This window comes from Duganella vulcania (genome assembly GCF_009857655.1).
In the GTDB taxonomy this organism is placed as follows: Bacteria; Pseudomonadota; Gammaproteobacteria; order Burkholderiales; family Burkholderiaceae_D; genus Rugamonas; species Rugamonas vulcania.
In genome coordinates, this window is the sequence record NZ_WWCX01000030.1 from 49,378 (window position 1) to 64,993 (window position 15,616).

General features: G+C 63.6%; 11 protein-coding genes. 7 read left to right on the plus strand and 4 right to left on the minus strand.

Annotated elements, in window-relative coordinates:
• Positions 1 to 52 precede the first annotated feature (52 nt).
• Together GTP90_RS17540 and GTP90_RS17545 are read left to right on the plus strand one after the other, a co-directional pair.
• Positions 53 to 1,684, plus strand: coding sequence for an alpha-D-glucose phosphate-specific phosphoglucomutase (locus GTP90_RS17540; RefSeq protein ID WP_161084763.1), 1,632 nt, complete (start codon positions 53 to 55; stop codon positions 1,682 to 1,684).
• Positions 1,685 to 1,706: 22 nt separating this feature from the next.
• Positions 1,707 to 3,398 carry an alpha-amylase family glycosyl hydrolase gene (locus GTP90_RS17545; protein WP_161084764.1) on the plus strand — a complete coding sequence of 564 codons (1,692 nt, stop codon included), beginning with the start codon at positions 1,707 to 1,709 and terminating at the stop codon, positions 3,396 to 3,398.
• A gap of 3 nt (positions 3,399 to 3,401) precedes the next feature.
• Here GTP90_RS17545 and GTP90_RS17550 read toward each other — a convergent pair whose 3' ends face one another.
• The 3 genes from GTP90_RS17550 to pulA form a co-directional block, all read right to left on the minus strand.
• Positions 3,402 to 5,684, minus strand: coding sequence for a GH92 family glycosyl hydrolase (locus GTP90_RS17550; protein ID WP_161084765.1), 2,283 nt, complete (start codon positions 5,682 to 5,684; stop codon positions 3,402 to 3,404).
• Positions 5,685 to 5,814: 130 nt separating this feature from the next.
• Positions 5,815 to 6,174 (minus strand): PKD domain-containing protein, encoded by a 360-nt coding sequence (locus GTP90_RS17555; protein WP_161084766.1) that lies wholly within the window; start codon positions 6,172 to 6,174, stop codon positions 5,815 to 5,817.
• A gap of 48 nt (positions 6,175 to 6,222) precedes the next feature.
• On the minus strand, positions 6,223 to 9,009 hold the full coding sequence (gene pulA, locus GTP90_RS17560; protein ID WP_161084767.1) for a pullulanase-type alpha-1,6-glucosidase: 2,787 nt from the start codon (positions 9,007 to 9,009) through the stop codon (positions 6,223 to 6,225).
• A gap of 200 nt (positions 9,010 to 9,209) precedes the next feature.
• Between pulA and GTP90_RS17565 the strand changes: the two genes are divergently transcribed.
• Genes GTP90_RS17565 through GTP90_RS17575 form a run of 3 tightly spaced genes read left to right on the plus strand, consistent with a single transcriptional unit; the run spans position 9,210 to position 10,086 of the window.
• On the plus strand, positions 9,210 to 9,671 hold the full coding sequence (locus GTP90_RS17565) for a hypothetical protein (protein ID WP_161084768.1): 462 nt from the start codon (positions 9,210 to 9,212) through the stop codon (positions 9,669 to 9,671).
• Positions 9,662 to 9,862: a PIN domain-containing protein gene (locus tag GTP90_RS17570; protein WP_161084769.1), complete on the plus strand. Its 201-nt coding sequence runs from the start codon at positions 9,662 to 9,664 to the stop codon at positions 9,860 to 9,862. The genes GTP90_RS17565 and GTP90_RS17570 overlap by 10 nt, the downstream gene beginning before the upstream one ends.
• Before the next feature lie 11 nt (positions 9,863 to 9,873).
• Positions 9,874 to 10,086: a PIN domain-containing protein gene (locus tag GTP90_RS17575; protein WP_161084770.1), complete on the plus strand. Its 213-nt coding sequence runs from the start codon at positions 9,874 to 9,876 to the stop codon at positions 10,084 to 10,086.
• Positions 10,087 to 10,091: 5 nt separating this feature from the next.
• Here GTP90_RS17575 and GTP90_RS17580 read toward each other — a convergent pair whose 3' ends face one another.
• Positions 10,092 to 11,657: a POT-type proton-dependent oligopeptide transporter gene (locus GTP90_RS17580; RefSeq protein WP_161084777.1), complete on the minus strand. Its 1,566-nt coding sequence runs from the start codon at positions 11,655 to 11,657 to the stop codon at positions 10,092 to 10,094.
• Positions 11,658 to 11,871: 214 nt separating this feature from the next.
• Between GTP90_RS17580 and GTP90_RS17585 the strand changes: the two genes are divergently transcribed.
• Together GTP90_RS17585 and GTP90_RS17590 are read left to right on the plus strand one after the other, a co-directional pair.
• Entirely contained in the window at positions 11,872 to 13,509 is a 1,638-nt protein-coding gene (locus GTP90_RS17585) for an alpha-glucosidase (RefSeq protein ID WP_161084771.1), read from the plus strand.
• A 90-nt stretch (positions 13,510 to 13,599) separates the two neighbouring features.
• Positions 13,600 to 15,474, plus strand: coding sequence for a glucokinase (locus GTP90_RS17590; RefSeq protein ID WP_161084772.1), 1,875 nt, complete (start codon positions 13,600 to 13,602; stop codon positions 15,472 to 15,474).
• Positions 15,475 to 15,616 lie beyond the last annotated feature (142 nt).

A 15,616-nucleotide genomic window follows, 5' to 3' on the forward strand; every position in this document is an offset into this window, starting at 1 on the left:
AACAGGTAAAACAGGGGCTGCGAATACAGTCCTTCACCCGTGCGGAGCGAACATGAGCATACAAACCGTAGCAACCAAACCATTCCCTGGCCAGCGGCCGGGGACTTCCGGCTTGCGGAAAAAAGTCAGCGTCTTCCAGCAGCCATCCTATCTCGAAAACTTCGTGCAAAGCGTGTTCGACACGCTGGGCGACTGCGCCGGCAAAACGCTGGTGCTGGGCGGCGATGGCCGCTACCACAACCGCGAGGCGGTGCAGACCATCCTGCACATGGCGGCGGCCCACGGCTTCGCCAGGGTGCTGGTGGGGCAGGGCGGCATCCTGTCGACGCCCGCCGTCAGCTGCGTGATCCGCAAGCACGGCGCGCTGGGCGGCATCGTGCTGTCGGCCAGCCATAATCCGGGTGGACCGGATGGCGACTTCGGCATCAAGTACAACATCGCCGCCGGCGGCCCCGCGCCGGAGAGCGTAACCGAGGCGGTGTTCCAGCGCACCGAGTCCATCTCGCGCTATCGCATCAGCGACGCCCCGGCCATCGACATCGACCGCATCGCCACGTCGCGCATCGAGCAGATGGACGTGGAGGTGATCGACCCGGTGGCCGATTACGCGGAGCTGATGCAACGCCTGTTCGATTTCGACGCCATCAAGGCGCTGTTCGGGAGCGGCTTCCGCATGTGCTTCGACGGCATGCACGCGGTCTCCGGTCCCTACGCCAAGGCCATCATCGAAGGCATGCTGGGCGCGCCGGCCGGCACCGTCATCAACGCCGTGCCGCTGGAGGACTTCGGCGGCCACCATCCTGATCCCAACCCCGTCAACGCGGCACAGCTGATCGCCATCATGGCGGAGGACGACGCGCCCGACTTCGGCGCCGCCTCCGACGGCGACGGCGACCGCAATATGATCGTTGGCCGCAAGTTCGAGGTCACACCGTCCGACAGCCTGGCCGTGCTGGCCGCAAATGCGACCATGGCGCCGGGCTACCGCGCCGGGTTGAAAGGCATCGCCCGTTCGATGCCCACCTCGCGTGCGGCCGACCGCGTGGCCGAGGCGCTGGGCATCCCGTGCTACGAAACGCCGACCGGCTGGAAGTTCTTCGGCACGCTGCTCGACGCCGGCAAGGCCACGCTGTGCGGCGAGGAGAGCTACGGCACCGGCTCGGACCACATCCGCGAGAAGGACGGCGTGTGGGCCGTACTGTTCTGGCTTAACCTGCTGGCCGTCACCGGCAAATCGGTGCAACAGCTGGTCGACGAACATTGGGCGCGTTTCGGCCGCAACTACTATTCGCGCCACGATTACGAGGCGGTCGCTTCCGAGGCGGCCAATGAGCTCATGGCCTCCCTGCGCATCAAGCTGCCCACGCTGGCGGGACAGGACCTGGGCCACTACGTGGTCGATTTCGCCGACGATTTCGAGTACACCGATCCGGTCGACGGCTCGGTCGCCGTGCAGCAGGGCATACGCATCGTGATGACCAACGGCTCGCGCATCGTGTTCCGGCTGTCCGGCACCGGCACCGAGGGCGCCACCCTGCGTGTCTACCTGGAGCGTTACGAGGCCGATCCGACTTACCACCACCTGCTCACCCAGCAGGCTTTGGCCGCATTGATACTCATCGCCGAGCAGGTCGGCGGCATCACCGGATGGACTGGACGTGCGCGTCCGACCGTCATCACCTAAAACCACAACTAAGGACGACAGCATGAAATTGACTCCCCTTGCAATGACTTTGGCGCTGGCGCTCGGCGCCGCGACAGTTGGCACCACCGCCATCGCCGCGCCGGCCGCAAAGCCGGCCGCGCGCCAGCCATTCCTGTGGGAGAACGCCACCGTCTACTTCCTGCTGACGGACCGTTTCAACAACGCCTTTGTCGGCAACGACCTGGCCTACGGCCGCAAGGCGGATGCCGGTCCGCTGCGCGGCTTCATGGGCGGCGACCTGGCCGGCATCACCACCAAGATCAACGAGGGCTACTTCGACAGCCTGGGCGTGAGCGCTATCTGGGTGTCGCCGCCGGTGGAGCAAATCCACGAAGGCACGGACGAAGGCACCGGCAAGTCCTACGGCTTCCACGGCTACTGGGCCGCCGACTTCACTGCGGTCGACGCCAACCTGGGAACGGAGAACGACTTCCGCAACTTCGTCGACGCCGCGCACGCGCACGGCATCCGCGTGCTGCTGGACGTGGTGATGAACCAGACCGGCCCTGTCACCGAGACCGATTACGTCTGGCCGGACGATTGGGTGCGCACCGGCCCGCAGTGCACCTACAAGGACGCCAAGACCACCATCGAATGCACGCTGGTGAAGAACCTGCCCGACTTCCGCACCGACAGCGACACTCCGGTCGAGCTGCCGGAAAACCTGGCGGCGAAGTGGCAGCGCGAAGGCCGCTTCGAACGCGAAGTGAAGGAGCTGGACGAATTCTTCGCCCGCACCGGCTATCCGCGCGCGCCACGCTACTACCTGATGAAATGGCATTCGGACTGGGTGCGCAAGTACGGCGTGGACGGCTTCCGCGCCGACACCGTCAAGCACGTCGAAGCCAAGGTGTGGAAGGAGTTGGGCACGGTGGCCAGCGCCGCCTACGAGGACTGGAAGCGCGCCAATCCGGACAAGAGGCTTAGCGACGACAAGTTCTTCATGACGGCGGAAGTCTTCAACTACAACATCGCGCAAGGGCAGGTGTTCGACCTGGGCGGCGGGCAGACTGCCAACTACTACCAGAACGGCTTCGACAGCATGATCAATTTCGGCATGGTGTACGACGCCGCCAAGGATTACGAATCGCTGTTCAGCAGCTATTCGAACATGCTGCACGGCGGCGCGCTGGATGGCTACTCGGTCTTGAACTACCTGGACTCGCACGACTACGACAAGCCGTTCGACGCCTCGCGCAAGAAGCCTTTCGAAAGCGCGAACAAGCTGCTGCTGGCGCCCGGCGCCGCGCAGATCTACTACGGCGACGAAACCGCGCGCAAGCTCGATGTGGCGGAAGCGGTGGGCGACGCCAAGCTGCGCTCCTTCATGAACTGGGACGAGCTGCAGCAAAACGCGCAGCGCGACGGCTACAAGATCGCCGACGTGCGCGCGCACTGGGCCAAACTGGGCTTGTTCCGCAAGGCCCACGTGGCGGTCGGCACCGGCGTGCACCAGCAGCTGCAAGCGAAGCCTTATGTCTTCAAGCGCACCTATGACAAGGGTGCGCTGCACGACAAGGTGGTCGTCGCGCTGGACCTGCCGGCCGACAAACCCACCAGCATCAACCTGCACGGGGTGTTCGCCAACGGCCAGAAGGTCAAGGACTACTACTCGGGCAAAACCGCCGTCGTCAAAGGCGGCAGCGTCAACTTCGGCACGAAGAACACGGTCGTCCTGATCGGTCAGGAGTAAGCGCTAGCGGTCGGTGGAGAACGAGTAGGGCGCGTCGGCCGGTGCGGTGGCGCGCTGCTTATTCGGCTGGCTGGACATGTCGAAATCCAGCACCGCGCCCTGCATCAGGCTTGCGTGGCTCAGCCAGTTCTTCGAGTAGGCCTTGCCGTCCACCTTGAGCGCGTTCACATAGCGCTTGCTGTCGCTGTTGGCCGGGGCGTTGATGACCACCGTCTTGCCATTCTCCAGCCGCAGCGTGACCTTCTTGAACAGCGGTGCGCCCACCACATACTGCGGTACCGCCGGCGTGACCGGGTAGAAGCCCAGCGCCGAGAACACATACCACGCCGAGGTCTGGCCGTTGTCCTCGTCGCCGCAATAGCCGTCCGGTGTGGCCTTGTACAGGCGGTTCATGGTTTCGCGCGCCCAGTACTGCGTCTTCCATGGCGCGCCGGCGTAGCCGTACAGGTAGATCATGTGCTGGATGGGCTGGTTGCCGTGCGCGTACTGGCCCATGTTCGCGATCTGCATTTCGCGGATCTCGTGGATCACTTCACCGTAGTAGCTCTCGTCGAAGGTCGGCGGCAGCGCGAACACCTGATCCAGCTTGGCGACGAACTTCTCGCGGCCGCCCATCAGGTCCACCAGCCCGTTCACGTCGTGGAAGACGGACCAGGTGTAGTGCCAGCTGTTCCCCTCGGTGAAGGCATCGCCCCATTTGAAGGGATTGAACGGCGACTGGAAGCTGCCGTCCTTGTTCTTGCCGCGCATGAGGCCCGTCTCCGGGTCGAACAGCTTCTTGTAGTTCATCGCCCGCTGCGCGTAGATGCCGATCTCCGATTGCGGCTTGCCGAGCGCCTTGCCCAGCTGGTAGATGGTGAAGTCGTCGTACGCATATTCCAGCGTGCGGGCGGCGTTCTCGTTGATCTTGACGTCATACGGCACGTAGCCAAGTTCGTTGTAGTACTTGACGCCGGCGCGGCCGACGGCGCTCATCGGCCCCTCGTTGTCGGCGCCGTGCTTGAGCGCTTGCCACAGCGTTTCGATATCGTAGCCGCGCAGGCCCTTGATGTAGGCGTCCGCCACCACCGATGCCGAGTTATTGCCGATCATGACATCGGCCAGGCCGGGACTGGACCACTCGGGCAGCCAGCCGCTTTCCTTGTAGTCGTTGGCCAGGCCGGCCTGCATCTCGCGGTTGATCGACGGGTACATCAGGTTCAGGAAGGGATACAGCGCGCGGAAGGTGTCCCAGAAGCCGGTGCCGGCGAACATATAGCCGGGCAGGATCTTGCCGTTGTAGGGACTCCAGTGCACCACCTGGTTGTTGGCATCGATCTCGTACAGCTTATTCGGGAAGAACAGCATGCGATACAGGCTGGAATAGAAGGTGCGCGTTTGCTCGTCGCTGCCGCCTTCCACGCTGATGCGGCTCAGCGTCTTGTTCCATATGTCCTTGCCCTTTTGTGCGGTGGCGTCGAAGCTATCGGAGGCCAGCTCGCGCTTCAGGTTCAACTCCGCCTGTTCTTCGCTGATGAAGGAGGAGGCCACGCGCATGCCGACCTTCTCGCCTTTTTCGGTCTTGAAGCCGACCACCGCGCCGCTATGGTCGCTGGCCAGTTCCATCACGTCGCCGGCCAGCTTGTCGCCGCTCCAGATGCGGGTCGAGGCGAAGGGCTTGTCGAAGTAGATGACGAAGTAGTTCTTGAAGTTCTTCGGCAGCGGGCCGCGCGCGTAGCGCGTGCTGTAGCCGACGATCTTGCGCTCCGACGGAATCACCTTGATGTACGAACCCTTGTCGTAAGCGTCCACCACCACGTAGGCCTGGTCGGTCTTGGGAAAGGTGAAGCGGAACTGCGCGGCGCGTTCGGTCGGCGCGATCTCGGTGGTGACGTCGGCGTCGGCCAGGTAGACGCTGTAGTAGTAGGGCTTCGCCACTTCCGCCTTGTGCGAGAACCAGCTGGCGCGGTCGTCCTGCGTGAACTTGAGTTTCCCTGTCACCGGCATGATGGCGAACTGGCCGTAGTCGTTCATCCACGGCGAGGGCTGGTGCGTCTGTTTGAAGCCGCGGATCTTGTCGGCGTCATAGGTGTAGGCCCAGCCATTGCCCATCTTGCCGGTCTGCGGCGTCCAGAAGTTCATCCCCCACGGCATCGCGATGGCCGGGTAAGTATTGCCGTTCGAGAGTTCCGGCTTGCTGGCGGTGCCCATCAGGGGATTGATCAATTCAACCGGATCGGCAATGGGCGCGGCGGAAGCGGTCAGTGCGAAGAAGAAGAGGGGCAGCGCGAGCGTGTGCAGTTTCATGTTGTGGACGACGGTGACGGGCGAAAAACTAGTGTAGCAGCTATGCCGTCGCCGGGAACCTGCGGGCCTTGGCGGCCGCCGTGTTTAATGGCGGCGCACTAAACGAGGTGCACCAAACGAGGTACGGCGGCTACTGCGCCGTAATGATCACGGACGACGGCGCGCTATTGAGTTTGCCGTCGTCGACCACCAGCGTGGCGGTGTACACGCCCGGCAGGTCGGCAAAGAAGGTGGGCGTGGCGACTTTGGCGTTGAGCAGGGTTGCACCGCTGCCTGAGGGCTTGGTCAGCGTCCAGGTGTAGCTGAGGAGATCCTGATCGGCGTCGGTGCCGCTGCCCGCCAGTTTGATCGATGTACCGGCGGCGACGGTTTGCGCGGGACCGGCCACGGCGACCGGTGCGCGGTTAGCCTGCGCGGCGTAGTCGCCGCCGCCACCGCAGGCGCTGAGCGTGAGCAGTAGCAGCAGTGCTGCGATAGGGTTGCGTCTCATGGTGATCTCTTTCTGGATCGATAGGGAGCCAAAAAGATATCACGGTGTTTAGTTCTTTTCTACGAATACCACGGCGCTGCGTGGCGGAATTGCAAACGTGCCGGAGGCCGCGTCGTATTTGGCTTCCAGGGCCACGCGTTTGTCCGCTGCGGCCATGTTGGTGTGGACCGGATGCAGTTGGTAGTGGTGGTTCTTTTCTTCCGCGACCGTCACGCGCTGCGCCACTTTGTCGACGTTGATCAGGTAGGTGACGGACTTGAAGTTGGCCCCCGCGTAACCTGCGCCGTCCAGGTGGGCGACGATCACGGTCGGCACCTGGTCGCCGCCGGTGTTGTGGAAGCGCAGGCGCTGCTTGATGTCGGCCGCCGTGCGCAGGCGGAACAGCGTGCTGCTGGAGCGGATCGCCAGCAGGTCACGGAAGGCGTCGCGCGCATAGGCGATGTCTTTCGGCGACGGCTTGATGGCGGCGTCGCGCAGCAGGGGCTTGATCAGGGCGTAGTCCTTGCCGTTGTCCTCCGCGCGCGGAACTCCGGTGCCGTAGTAGTTGTCCTGGTAGCTCCAGTCGATGCGGTTGAACCAGTCGCCCGATTCGAAGCTGTTGCGGTCCAGTGATTTGGATCGCAGGATGTCGAAGCCCGCGTGGAAGTAGGCCACGCCCTGGCTGAAGGCGTTGATGGCGGCGCCCAGCATCTGCACCTGCGCGCGCTCGGCGCTGGTGGTCGATTGCGGCAGCTTGAAGGCGTTGATATCGTACAGCGTCTGGTTGTCGTGGTTCTCGACGTAGTTGACCACTTCGCCCGGCTCGCTGGCGTAGCCGGCCGGCTGGTTGCCGCCGTAGACGATGTCCTGCAGCTGTTGCGTCTTGCCGTCCCAGGTGCGCAGCGGGTAGCTGCGGATCGAACCGGCCAGGCCGGCCTTGACCAGGTCCGACGTTTGCAGCAGGTCGCTGGCGGGGCGCTTGCCCGCTTGCGCATTGGCGTCGTACACCAGTCCATTGATGTAGCCCTGCTGCGTAATCATCTGCACGCCGCTGTCGCCGGCGCCGCCGCCACGCACGGCGTCGCGCGCGCGGTCGCTGAAGGTGCCGATGCCGCTGCCGTTCAGCGACAGCTGCGAGGCCTGCACGAAGCGCGCGCCGTCGGCCACTTCGCCGAAGTTCCAGCCTTCGCCGATCAGGTTGATGTGATGGCCGGTGGCGCGGTCGGCGCGGGCTTGCAGCTGTTCCATCGCGGTACGCGGCTGGTGGCCCATCAGGTCGAAGCGGAAGGAGTCGATCTTGTACTGCACCGCCCACTGTTCGACGGAGTCGATCATCAGCTTGGCCATCATCAGGTTTTCGGTGGCGGTGTTGTCGCAGCAGGTGGAGCGCTCGATTGCGCCCTTTGCGTTCAGGCGGTGGTAGTAACCGGGGACCACGCGGTCCAGCACCGACTTGTCGTTTTGGCCGGCGATGAAGGTGTGGTTGTACACCACGTCCATGCCGACGCGCAGGCCGGTCTTGTGCAGCGCCTGTACCATCTGACGGAACTCGATGATGCGCTTGGCGCCGTCGGCGGGATCGGTGGCATAGCTGCCTTCCGGCGCGTTGTAGTGGTAGGGATCGTAGCCCCAGTTGTAGCAGTCGGTGGACTGGGTTTTTGCGACCAGCGCTTGCGGTACTTCGCTGTCCGGCGCCAGGCCTGCCGGGATGGCGGGCGTGACGCAGCCTTTTTCCGGCACGCTGCCGATGTCGAATACCGGCAGCAAATGAATGTCGGTCATGCCGGCTTTGCTCAGTGCAGCCAGGTGCTTCATGCCGTTGGAGCCGGCTTCTGTAAAAGCGGTGTACTTGCCGCGGTTGGCGGCGCTGACGGTGCTGTCATTGATCGAAAAGTCGCGCACATGCAGTTCGTAGACTGTCATGTCGGATTGGGTGGCGACCTTTTTCGGCGCGGGGGTTTTATCCCAGCCGGCGGGTTTCAGGTTGGCGGCGTTCAGGTCGGCGATGTAGCTGCGCTTCGAGTCTGTGGTGAGGCTGATCGAGTAGGGATCGGTAACGAGGTTGCGCACCAGGCCTGCCGATGGCGCCACCACGTCCACCAGGTATTGGTAGTACTGGCCGGAGCGGTTGCCATCGAGGCGCGCGGACCAGATGCCGGTGGCGTCGTCGCGCTGCATGGTGGTGAGGGCGGAGGCCTTTCCGGAGCCGTCGGCGTAGGTGCATAGTGCCACACGCTGCGCGGTCGGTGCCCACAGTTTGAAGCCTGTCTGCTTGCCCGGCCGCGCGCCGGAGCCGCCGACACTGACGCCCAGATCCCGCGCCTTGGCGGCGCCCGCGTACAAGTCATCGAGCGCGCCGGCGATTTGCAGCGTGGTGGCATCGCGCACGGTGCCGTCGTCGGCCTCGTGCACCAGCATGACCTGCTGCGTCAGCACGCCACGGAGGCGCGCCGCGTCGGCGGAGGCCAACGCCAGCACCGCGCCGTCGCCGACAAACTTGAAGCGCTGTGCGACATCGGCCGGCAAGCCGCCATCGAAGCGCATCAACGCCAGCGCGCCGTCCGCGCCGGACACGCGCGTGCCGGGCGCCGCGTGCAGCGAGGCGGAAGCGGAGTGATAGAGTTTGAAAACGCCGCCGGCGGCATCGGCGCCCGGCCATTTGATCAACTGGCGATTGAGCCAATAAGCCCGCGCATCGGCGGCGACGGCCGGCTGCAGGACGGTGGCAAACGGCCCATCGCAGGCGGCGATGGTCGCCGCATCGGCGGCAGCGGCCGCCGCACCGCCCAAAGCCAGCACGCCGCCAACAGAAACCCCGGCGACCCGCCGCCAAACTCCAAGATGCCTACTACCCATATCGCCGCCTCCAAAACTATAGATTTAGGTAGTGCGGCTACAAAAAACCGGCAAATACCCCTGTATTTGCCGGTTATGGTAATCCAAAACCTGTAGTTTTGATACCTTGATCGTTGATGGGGTCTATTCGTCCCTTGCGGAGTGCCATGTCTGTGCGCCTGTTATACACTAACTGCCTAGGCAACCGAAATGGGTGTTTCATGGCGCAACTTACGGTAGAACTGGACGATCGCGAAATAGCGCGCGTGCGTGCGGCCGCGCGCGCGCGGCAGGTTGACTCTAACCATTTGACTAGCATCCAACTGCTGCAGATGCTTGCGGTTGTATATCCGAAGAAGGCCAAAGCTAAAGGATTGTGGCTAAGCGGTGCGTCACGCATGACGCGTATGAAGGGTGCAAAAAATATCGATGCGCTATTGGTAGCCTATGCCGCCCAATGCTCGGTCGAGATGCTTGAGCGGCAGCGCCAAGCCGCCCTTGCGAAGATGACTGAGGCTGTCAAAGCGAGCGGCGTAGCTGCTGACACGGCCGCCATCAGCGCCGCCGCGCGCGCGAAACGTCTTGCTGCCGTCATGAGCGTGCATGGCATGTGGAAGAATGATCCGGATAAGCCGCGCGACGCGGTCGCTTACCAGCGCGAGGCGCGAGCCGAATGGAAATAGTCCTCTTCGACACGAATATACTGATCGACAATCTGGAGGGGCATGCTGCAGCGGTGGTCGAGCTGACGAGCTATGACGACGCTATCATTAGCTCCATCACCTGGATGGAAGTGGCATGCAAGATGGACTCAATTGGTAAGGAGCGCTTCAAGGCCTTCTTGCCGGGGCGGCCATCCGGATTGTTCATCTGAACGACGATATCATGGAGCGCGCGGCTACTTTACGCGGCCACAGCATCACTCATCCTCCCAAATACTCACTACCAGACTGCATCGTACGTGCGACAGCTGAAGCGGAAGGCCGTCTTATCATCACGCGCAATCCTGCCGATTTCGGCGGCGAAGGGCCTCGGGTGCGCGTGCCGTATGACATCATCGCGGGCGTTGCCGTGAACATCAAGGCGCCGCCCGCGTAGGATGCTTACTTGGTCGCGCTGCCCTTGTTTGCAGTGCGATAGTTGTCCACCATCTTGTAGCGCATCGCGTACAGCGCGAAGATGGCGGCGACCAGCAGCGCGAAGGCGGCGAAGAAGAACATCTGGAACGCGATCACGCCCATGCCGCTGGTGGCGATGTGCGCGCTGACCGCGTCGTTCTTCACGCCCGCGTTGACGATCAACACCCACAGGTTGCCGATGGTGACCGCCAGATACCAGAAGCTCAGAATGATGCCCTTCATCGGCGCCGGCGCCTGGCTGTAGGCGAATTCCAGTCCCGTCGCCGACACCAGCACCTCGCCCAGCGTCAGCAGCGCGTACGGCAGCAGCTGCCACAAGATGGAGACCTTGTCGCCGCCATCCATGCGCAGCTGGATCATGCCGATCACCACCCAGGCCGCCGCCGACAGCGCGATGCCCAGGCCCATGCGGCGCAGTGGCGTCGGCGTGATGCCGATGGCGCGCATGATCGGGAACAGCGCCAGGTTGTTGAACGGGATCAGCAGCATCACCAGGATCGGATTGACCGCCTGCATCTGCGCCGGCAGCAGCGTGAATTCCCAGCCGAGGATGTTCAGCAGGGGACTCTCCATCGAGTTGGCCTGCACGATCCAGGTCGAGGCCTTCTGGTCGAACAGCGACCAGAACGGCGTCACCATCGCGAACACGATCAGGATGCGCAGCACGGCGCGCACGCCTTCGACCGCCTCGTCGCTGTGCAGGCCGCGCGCGCGGTCCAGTTGCATCGACACGCCGATGCCGCCGAACGCCAGCACCAGCACCAGCGCCAGGCAGGCGGCGATGACGAAGCCCCACTGCGGCGTCATGCACAACGACGCCACCGCGCCCAGCGCGCCGGCACCGGCCACCACCAGGCCGGGCCGCGATTGGCCGGGCTGCTTGCTCATCAGCGCGGTGCGGGCCACGCTGCTGAACGAGTTCGGATTCGGCGCGGCCGGCGGCACGTGGATGTATTTGCGCTTGCCGAGCCAGAACACCAGCGTGGCGATCGCCATCAGGATGCCGGGAATGCCGAAGGCGACGGCCGGGCCGTAGTCGCGCAGGAACAGCGGCATCAGCAGCGAGGCGAAGAAGGAGCCGAAGTTGATGATCCAGTAGAAGGCGTCATACACCGCCTTGGCGCGGTTCTTGTTGGTCTGGTCGAACTGGTCGCCGACAAACGCCGCCACCAGCGGCTTGATGCCGCCCGAACCGAACGCGATCAGGAACAGGCCGAAGTAGAAGCCCTTGAGGTTGTCCTCGAAGATGGCCAGGCAGGCGTGGCCGGCCACGTAGATCAGGCTGAACCAGAACACTGTGTTGTACTTGCCGAACCAGCGGTCGGCCAGCCAGCCGCCCAGCAGCGGGAAGAAGTACACGCCGATGACGAAGGTGTGGAACACGTGCTTGGCCTCGCTGGCGCGGTCGGCCAGCGGCACGAACAGCAGCAGGGTGCTGAGCAGGAAGGGCGTCAGGATATTGCGCATGCCATAGAAGCTGAAGCGTTCGCAGCCTTCGTTGGCGATGATGTAAGGGATTTGCCGGGGCATCGGCCCGTTGCCGGTATTGCTCACTATCTCTCTCCTGAGTGTGTAGTTTGACTACTATTTTTATCCGGCGAATTTTTGTAAAAATACGCAAGATATTGATTTTTAAGGATTAATTGTAATAATCCGCTACCGGTTCATGGATTGAAAATTCCACTACCGTGATGTATATTGTCTACAAACCTATATCCCAGCTTTGCCAACCCCGGATTTTCTTATGACTAAGCAACTTACACAAGTTTCCCCGCATGCTCAGGACTGGTATCGTGAGGCGATCATTTACCAGGTCTACCCGCGCAGCTTCAACGATACAAACGGCGACGGCATAGGAGATATACCTGGTATTACTGCAAAGCTGGACTATATCGCATCGCTGGGCGTGGACATCGTCTGGATCTCGCCTTATTTCAAGTCGCCGATGAAGGACTTCGGCTACGATATCTCCGACTACTGCGACGTCGACCCGATGTTCGGCACGCTGGCCGACTTCGATGCCATGGTCGCCAAGGCGCACAGCCTGGGCCTGAAGATCATGATCGACCAGGTGATGGCCCACACGGCAGAGGATCATGCGTGGTTCAAGGAGAGCCGCTCCAGCCGCGACAATCCCAAGGCCGACTGGTACGTCTGGTCCGATCCGGCGCCGGACGGCAACCCGCCCAACAACTGGATGTCGGTGTTTGGCGGTTCGTCGTGGCAGTGGGACACGCGCCGCCGTCAATACTATTTACACAATTTCCTGGTCAGCCAGCCGCAGCTCAACTTCCACAACCCGCAAGTGCAGCAGGCGCACCTGGACGCGCTGCGCTTCTGGCTGGAGCGCGGCGTCGACGGCATCCGCCTGGACGCCTGCAACTTCCACTTCCACGACCTGGAGCTGCGCAGCAATCCGCCGGCCGTCAACCGCGACACCGCCACCGTCTCGGACGTCAACCCCTACGGCATGCAGGCGCACATCTACGACAAGAGCCGGCCGGAGAACCTGGCGTTCCTGCAGAAGCTGCGCACGCTGCTGGACGAATACAAGGCGGTCGCCATCGGCGAAGTGGGCGCCGACGATTCGCTGGCCGTGATGGCCGAGTACACCGCCGACGGCGACAAGCTGCAGATGGCCTACAGCTTCAATCTGCTGGTGCCGACCTGCTCGTCGCACTACATCCGCAAGCAGGTCGAGAATTTCGAGGCGCGCGTCAAGGGCGGCTGGGCTTCCTGGTCGGTCGGCAACCACGACGTGCAGCGTGTGGCGACCCGCTGGGGCGGCCCGTCCGCGCCGGTGGCGTTCGCCAAGATGATCCTGGCGATGCAGCTGTCGCTCAAGGGCACGCCGTGCCTGTACCAGGGCGACGAGCTGGCCTTCGCCGAGGCCGACGTGCCGTTCGAACTGCTGCAGGACCCGTACGGCATCACCTTCTGGCCTGAGTTCAAGGGCCGCGACGGCTGCCGCACGCCGATGGCCTGGACCACCGGCGCCAACGGTGGCTTCACCGAAGGCAAGCCGTGGCTGCCGGTATCGCCGGACCACCTGGCCAAGGCTGCCTCGGTGCAGGAGGGCGACGCCGCGTCGTCGCTGGAGTTCACCCGCAAGTTCATCGCCTGGCGCCGCAAGCTGCCGCAGCTGACGCGCGGCGCCATCGAGTTCTTCGACGCGCCGGAGCCGGTGCTGGCGCTGCGCCGCGACGCCGAGGGCGAGCGCGGCATCATCGCCGTATTCAACCTGGGCGCGGAGCCGGTCCGCTGCGCGCTGCCGCAGGCGGTGGGCGCCGAGCAGATGGAAGGCTATGGCCTGCCGGGCACGGTCGTCAACGGCCAGGTGGAGCTGCCGGCCTTCGGAGCGTGGTTCGGCTACGCCGCGTAGCGTGGCGGGAGAGGGGAATTTGCACCAGTTTCCTTCTTAACATTGCGTATTTCGGGTATGCTTCCGCCAACTGTTTTGACTGAATCGACGATGAAACAAGCTGAAGTGGATCAAAAACTGAATCGCACCGCCTTTGCCGACGGCCCGCGCCTGCTGGCCGACATCGGCGCCACCCACGCCCGCTTCGCGCTGCAGACCGCGCCCGGCGAGTTCCGCGCGGTGCGGGTGCTCAAGTGCGACGACTACACCGACATCGTTGCGATGCTGCGCTCCTACCTGGCGGACCACGCCGACATCACGCTGAACCACGCGGCGCTGGCGGTGGCCAACCCGGTCAGCGGCGACCATGTGCGCATGACCAACCGCGACTGGGAATTCTCCACCGACGAAGTGCGCCGCGCGCTGGGCCTGCACACGCTGCTGGTGGTGAACGACTTCACCGCGCTGGCGATGTCGCTGCCGGGCCTGAAGCCGGCCGATTTGATGCAGGTGGGCGGTGGCAAGCCGGCCTCCAATTCCGTCATCGGCGTGCTGGGGCCGGGCACCGGCCTGGGCGTGTCGGGCGTGATTCCGACCGTGGACGGTTTCGTCACGCTCGGTTCGGAAGGCGGCCACACCAACTTCGCGCCGGCCGACGAGCGCGAATATTCGATTTTGCAGTACGCGTGGCAGACCTGGTCGCACGTGTCGACCGAGCGTCTGATTTCCGGCCCCGGCATGGAGATCATCTATCGCGCCATCGCCAAGCGCAACGGCCGCCAGGTGCGCGACCTGACCTCGCAGGAGATCATGGCCGGCGCGCTGACCGACAAGGATCCGCTGTGCCTGGAGGTGCTGGAATGCTTCTGCGCCATGCTGGGCGGCGCCACCGCCAACCTGGCCGTGACCTTGGGCGCGTTCGGCGGCATGTTCATCGGCGGCGGCATCGTGCCGCGCATGGGCGAGTGGTTCGCGTCGTCGCCGTTCCGCGCGCGCTTCGAGGCCAAGGGGCGTTTCACCAGCTACCTGTCGGAGATCCCGACGTATGTGATCACCACGCCTAATCCGGCGTTCTATGGTGTGGCGACGATTTTGTCCGAGCACCTGCGCGGACGCAGCGGCGCCAACACGCTGATGGAGCGCGTGCAGCATCTGCAGCATGAGCTGACGCCGGCCGAGCAGCGCGTGGCGCAGCTGGTGCTGGAGCAGCCGCGCCTGGTGTTGAACGAGCCGATCGCCGACATCGCTCGTTTGGCCGAGGTGAGCCAGCCGACCGTGATCCGCTTCTGCCGCTCGCTGGGCTTCCTTGGCCTGGCCGATTTCAAGTTGAAGTTCGCCAGCAGCCTGACCGGTGCGATTCCAGTGCGGCACAGCCAGGTGCGCGTCAGCGACAGCACGCATGATCTGAGCGCCAAGGTAATCGACAATACTGTTTCCGCGATTTTGAAATTCCGCGATCAGCTGGATGTGCGTTCGCTGGACAAGGCGATCGCGCTGGTGGCCAAGGCCAAGCGGGTCGAGTTCTACGCGATGGGCAATTCGCGCGTGGTGGCGCTGGACGGGCAGCACAAGTTCTTCCGCTTCCGCATTCCGACCGCGGCGTATGGCGACTCGCATTTGCTGACCCTGGCCGCCGAGTTGTTAAATCCGGGCGACGTGGTGATCGCCATCTCCAACTCCGGCAAGCTGCCGGATCTGCTGGCGGCGGTGGACGCGGCGAGGGCGGCGGGGGCGGACGTCATCGCCATCACATCGAGCAACTCGCCGCTGGCCAAGAAAGCCAGCGTATGCCTGGCGGTCGATCACAGCGAGGACAGCACGACCTTCCTGTCGATGATCTCGCGCATCCTGCAACTGCTGCTGATCGACATCCTGTCGGTAGGCATCTCGCTGGACGCGCAAAACTCGCGCCTGGTGGTCGAACACAAAGCCAGCACCGGCGACGCCGACAACCGCCGCCTGCTGATCTCCCACCTCGACAGCTAAACCCCGGGCAAAACACTGGGGTCAAGTCTGACATTCGGACACGAGCTCTTCGGTAATACGATTGGGGTCAAGTCTGGCATTCGGACACGAGCTCTGCCGTAGACGCGCGTCTACGGCAGAGCTCGTGTCCGAATGCCAGACT